Genomic DNA, 5,442 nt, shown 5'->3' with positions numbered 1-5,442 from the left:
CTCCCCGCAAGCGGGTAGAGGCGAAGAGGCGCATACACCCGCGGCATGCTCGTTTGCCGCACCTCGCGTGACTGCGCGGCAAGCCTGATCCCGGCATTCGCCGCGACAAATCCCTGATAGCTTCGCCGTTCGACGATCTCGAAGAAGAAGCGCTCGTCAAAAATGTGGGTGTAGACCTGGAAGAACTCGCCGTCGCCCTCGCGATCGTAGAGGATGTGGTTGGCGCGCAGTTGCGCCATCAGGTCGGGCGCGAGGTCGTATTTGGCTTCGATGTCGTCGTAATAATTGTCGGGAATATCCAAAAAGTCAGCGCCGCGTGCGCGCATCGCGGCCACCGCCGCGAAGATGTCCTGGCACGTGAAGGCGACGTGCTGCACGCCCGAGCCGAAGAATTCCGAGATGAAGCGCGCCGGCAGCGTGCGGTTGGCGGAGGAGCCGTTGAGCACGAAGCGCAGGCTCTGGTCGCCATTGATGACGGCCTGGCTCTGCACGAGGCCCCTGGGATCGGCGATCTCCATCTGCGGCAGGCGGGTCAGGTCGAGGATGCCGGTGTAGAACAACAGCCAGGACAGCATCTCGTCGTAGGGCATCGACTGCGCGATGTGATCGACCGCCAGCAGGGCGTCCGAGTTCGCGTCGCTCGCGATGGGCTCGAAATCGGTATCCCAGTTCTTGCCGGCCTGATCGAGGAAATAGAGCAGGCTGCCGCCGACGCCGTGGATCGCAGGGATTTCCAGCTCGCCCGGTCCGACCGGCTGGTAGAAGGTGCGCGCCTTCAGCGTCTCGGCCCGCTGCATGGCGAGGCCGGCATTGTCGACATCGAGTGCAATCGCGCAGACGCCGGGGCCGTGCGTGACGTAATGCGAATGCGCAAAGCCATCGGTCTCGCAATTGACCACGAGTTCGACCTTGCCCTGCGACCAGCGCTCCACCGCCTTGCTGCGATGCTTGCCGGTCCTGCGGAAGCCGAGCTGTGCGAACAGGCGGGCGAGCTCGCCGGCCTTGGTCTCGTTGACGGCAAACTCGATGAAGCCGGTGCCGCGACTTTTGGCTTTCGGCGCCAGGGGCTCGCCGACGAATTTCGGCCAGTCCGGTGCAAGCCGGTCCTCCAGCAGGATCAGCGACCGCAGGCCATCGACCGCGGTCTGCGCGGCCGAGCCGGCCCGGAACTGGTCGTTGAAGATCTCCAGCGACAGCGGCCCGGCATAGCCGGTCGCCGCGATCGCTGCCATGAACTCGCCGACCGGCAGATCGCCCTGGCCTGGGAAGGAGCGGAAGTGCCGGCTCCACGACAGGATGTCGAGCTCGAGCTTCGGCGCGTCGGCAAGCTGCACCAGAAAGATCTTGTCGCCGGGGATCGAGGCCATCGCGCGGACTGGAAAGCCCGGGGCGAGTGCATGGAAACTGTCGAGGATGACGCCGATCGCAGGATGATCGGCGCGCCGCACGATCTCCCAGGCATCGCGGTAGTCGTTGACGTGCCGTCCCCAGGCCAACGCCTCGTAGCCGACGCGCAAGCCTCGCCTGGCCCCGCGATCGCCGAGCTCGCGAAAATCATCGGCGGCGCGGTCGATGCCGCCGAGCGAGGCCGGCGACACGTTGGAGCAGATCAGCAGCAGATCGGTGCCGAGCTCCTGCATCAGGTCGAACTTGCGCTCGGCGCGGGCAAAGTTTCGCGAACGCTGCGGCTCCGGCATGCCCTCGAAATCGCGGAACGGCTGGAACGCGCAGATTTTCAGATTGAGATCGCCGCAGAGCTTTGCGATGTCGCGCGGGCCTGCGCCGAACGACAGCAGGTCGTTCTCGAAGATTTCGACCTCGTCGAAGCCGGCGGCTGCGATGGCGCGGAGCTTTTCGTCCAGCGCCCCTGAGAGAGAGACGGTTGCGATCGAGCGCTTGTTCATGCGGCTGTCTCCTCCATCGCTCCCCCGAGGAAGAGCTGTCCGATGCGCGGATCGTTCAGGATGCGCTTCGCGCCGTCGAACATGCGGGTCTGGCCGAGCTCGAGCACGATGCCGAAATCGGAGATCTCCAGCGCCGAGCGGGCGTTCTGCTCGATCATCAGGATGGTGACGCCACGGTCGCGCAGGGATTTCAGGATGTCGAAAGTCTGCTGCACCATCAGCGGCGACAGGCCGATCGAAGGCTCGTCGATCAGCACCAGCTTCGGCTCGAGCAGCAGCGAGCGCGCGATCTCGAGCTGTTTCTGCTCGCCGCCCGACAGCGTGGAGGCCTGCTGCGTCGACTTGCGCCGCAGCGCCGGAAACAGGTCGAGCGCGGCCTCGATCCGCCTGGGCAGGTCGATGTCCTTGCCGGCGGCGACGCCGCCGAGCTCGATATTGTGGCGCACCGACAGCTCGGGAAAGATGTTGCGGCCCTGCGGCACATAGCAGATGCCGGCGTTGAGCAGCGCGCGCTGGCTCAGATTGGTGACGTCGCGGTTCGCGAAGCTGATCTTGCCCTCGCGCAGCTTCAACAGGCCGAAGACCGCCTTGAACACGGTCGACTTGCCGGCGCCGTTCGGGCCGATGATGGTGGTGATGGTCGCCTGCGGCACGGCGAAGGTGGTGCCGTTCAGGATCGTCATCTTGCCGTAGCCGCCGACGAGATTGTGAACCGAGAGGATCGGGTCGCTCATGGCTCGCTCTCCCTAATGCCCGAGATAGGCTTCAATGACGGCAGGATTCTTGCGGACCTCGTCCGGCCGTCCCATCGCCAGCACCTTGCCTTCCGCCATCACCATCACGCGCGAGCACAGCGACATCACGAATTCCATGTTGTGCTCGATCACGACGAAGGTGGCGTTCTTCTCGCGGTTGATCGCGACCAGCCGCTCCTTCAAATCCGTCAGCATCGACGGGTTGACGCCGCCGGCGGGCTCGTCGAGCAGCACCAGCCGCGGACCGCCCATGAACGCCATCGCGGCGTCCAGCAGCTTCTGCTGGCCGTAGGACAGACCGCCGGCAGGCTCGGCGGCGAGATGATCGAGCTTGAAGAAGCCGATCATCTGGTTGGCGGMGTCCGTGAGCCCGGCGTCGGAGCGGCCGACCAGGCGCGAGGCCATGTTGCCCTGGTGCTCCTGGCCGGCGAGGATCAGGTTCTCGCGCACCGAGAGTTTTGGAAACACCTGCAACAGCTGGAAGGTGCGGCTGACGCCGAGCTTGTTGAGCTCGGAGGGGCGCAAGCCGGTCACGACCTTGCCGTCGAGCTTGACCTCGCCGCCTGATGGTGTGAGCTGGCCGAGGATGCAGTTGAACAGGGTCGACTTGCCGCAGCCGTTCGGCCCGATCAGGCCGAGGATCTCGCCTTCGCGGACGTCGAAGGAGACGCCGTCGACGGCGCTGATGCCGCCGAAATTCTTCCTGATGTTGGTGACTTCGAGGACCGGGCTCATTGCACCGTCTCCAGCCGGGATTTTGCCACGGCGCGCAGCGCGGAGGCCGCCTTGGTTCGGCGCTCGGCGAGATAGCGGTCGAGGATTCCCAAAATGCCGGTCGGCGACCAGATCAGCAGCAGCATCACCGCGACCGCATAGARCATCAGATAATAGCCTTCCGTGAAGCGCAGCCATTCCGGCAGCAGCACCGCGATCATCGCCCCTAAGAACGGGCCGAGGAAGAAGCCGGCGCCGCCGACGATTACCATCATCAGGAGATCGAGCGAGAGCGACAGGTTGAACGGCACGGGATCGATATATTGCGTCAGCGGCGCATAGAGCGCACCGGCGACGCCGCCGAGCGCCGAGCCGATCGCGAATGCCATTAGCGTGTAGCGGCGGGTATCGACGCCGAGCGACTGCGCGCGCAGCGGATTTTCACGCAGCGCCATGAAGGCGCGGCCCCAGGGCGAACGGATCAGCCACCACACCGCCAGCGACACGATCGCGAGCGAGCCGAGGCAGACATAATAGAAGGGCAGGGGCTTGTTGGTCGCGATGCCGAAGATGTGCGGCCGCGGGATGTTGGAGATGCCGTAGATGCCGCCGGTGAGCCAGCTCTCGTTGCGGAACACCAGGAAGGCGAGCGTCGAGAAAGCGAGCGTGACGAAGGCAAGATAATGGTGCTGCACGCGCAGCGCGGGATAGCCGAGCACCCAGCCGACCGCGAAGCTCAAGATAATCGCGACGACAATCGCAGCCGGCAAAGGCCAGCCATGCGTGGTCATGATCGCGGCCGCATAGGCGCCGATGCCGACGAAGGCGCCCTGGGCGAGCGACACCTGGCCGGCATAGCCGAGCGTGAGGTTGAGTCCCATCGCGGCGATCGTCATCACCGCCCACTGGCTCAGGATGAACAGGCCGTAGCGGTTGAAGTTCATGGGAATCACGATCAGGCCGGCGATGACGGCAAGGCCGAGCGCGATCTTCAGGGGTTTGGCAAATCCGCTCATACCGTGCGCTCCTCGGCGCGGCCGAGCAATCCTTGCGGCCGGAACAGGATGACGAGGATCAGGAAGATCAGCGGCACCGCCGCGCGATATTGCGTGGAGACATAGGATGCCGCGAGATTGTCGAGCACGCCGATCAAGAGGCCGCCGGCGATCGCGCCGCGCACCTGGTTGAAGCCGCCGACGATGGCCGCGATGAAAGCGGCCTGGCCCAGCACCTCGCCGGAGGAGAATTTTGCGAGGTAAATCGGCGTGATCAGCAATGAGGCCAGCGCCACCAGAAACGCGTTGATCRGGAAGGTCAGGAGAATCATCCGCTCGACCGGTACGCCGATGATGCGCGCCACTGTCGGGTTCTGCGCCGCCGCCTGCATCTGGTGGCCGAGCGACGTGCGGTTGAGCAGCGTCGTCAGGCCGAATACGGCGAGGATGGCGAGGACGAGAACGCCGATGCTTTGCAACGACACGGCGTGGCCGAGGATGGAGACGTCGCCGGTCGGCACGATCGACGGAAAGGGCGAGGCCTCGGCGCTGAAGAACTGCTTTACGGCCTCCTTGATGCCGATGGCCAGCGCCATGGTGGCAATCGCCAGCGGCAGCACGCCATGGCGCATCATCGGGTCGACCAGCAGCATCTTGAAGGCGAGGCCGAGCAGGATCATCGAGAGCAGGATGCCGAGGATGATCGCGAGCCAGAACGGCGCGCCGGCATGCATCGCCGCCAGCATCAGGAACGCCGGCAGCATCACGAACTCGCCTTGTGCGAAATTGATGGTCTGCGATGTCTGCCATAGCAGCGTGAAACCAACCGCGACCAGCGCATAGATGGCGCCGGTGGCAAGTCCCGCGACCAGAAGATCGAACAGATTGGACATGTYCCCCTCTCTCTTTCCCCTCTCTCCACTCTCTTCTTTCTCCCTCTCCCCGTTCTTACGGGGAGAGGGAGGGGTGAGGGGCTCTGTCCGCGAATTCGATTGTCACTGTGACTGCGGGAACACCCTCACCCCACCCCTCTCCCCGCGAAGAGCGGGGCGAGGGAGAGGAGAGATCTCTCCC

5 protein-coding genes are annotated in these 5,442 nt (G+C 64.8%); all 5 read right to left on the bottom strand.

Annotated elements, in window-relative coordinates:
- Positions 1-1,904, bottom strand: a 1,904-nt coding sequence (locus ACXJL8_RS32710; RefSeq protein ID WP_456686279.1) for a bifunctional sugar phosphate isomerase/epimerase/4-hydroxyphenylpyruvate dioxygenase family protein, incomplete at its 3' end; no start/stop codon positions are given.
- Complete coding sequence (locus ACXJL8_RS32705) at positions 1,901-2,638, bottom strand: ABC transporter ATP-binding protein (RefSeq protein ID WP_456619554.1); 738 nt, start codon at positions 2,636-2,638, stop codon at positions 1,901-1,903. The genes ACXJL8_RS32710 and ACXJL8_RS32705, both read right to left, overlap by 4 nt.
- Before the next feature lie 12 nt (positions 2,639-2,650).
- Positions 2,651-3,394 carry an ABC transporter ATP-binding protein gene (locus ACXJL8_RS32700; protein WP_456686278.1) on the bottom strand — a complete coding sequence of 248 codons (744 nt, stop codon included), beginning with the start codon at positions 3,392-3,394 and terminating at the stop codon, positions 2,651-2,653.
- Entirely contained in the window at positions 3,391-4,389 is a 999-nt protein-coding gene (locus ACXJL8_RS32695) for a branched-chain amino acid ABC transporter permease (protein ID WP_456686277.1), read from the bottom strand. Before ACXJL8_RS32695 ends, ACXJL8_RS32700 begins: the two co-directional genes overlap by 4 nt.
- The gene (locus ACXJL8_RS32690; RefSeq protein ID WP_456686276.1) at positions 4,386-5,261 is read right to left on the bottom strand and encodes a branched-chain amino acid ABC transporter permease; all 876 of its coding nucleotides are present in this window, start codon (positions 5,259-5,261) and stop codon (positions 4,386-4,388) included. The genes ACXJL8_RS32695 and ACXJL8_RS32690 overlap by 4 nt, the downstream gene beginning before the upstream one ends.
- Positions 5,262-5,442: the final 181 nt, after the last annotated feature.

The organism is Bradyrhizobium sp. P5_C11_2 (assembly GCF_054049755.1).
Note: the sequence above shows the minus strand (reverse complement) of the source record. Positions and strands in the feature narration are given on the sequence as shown.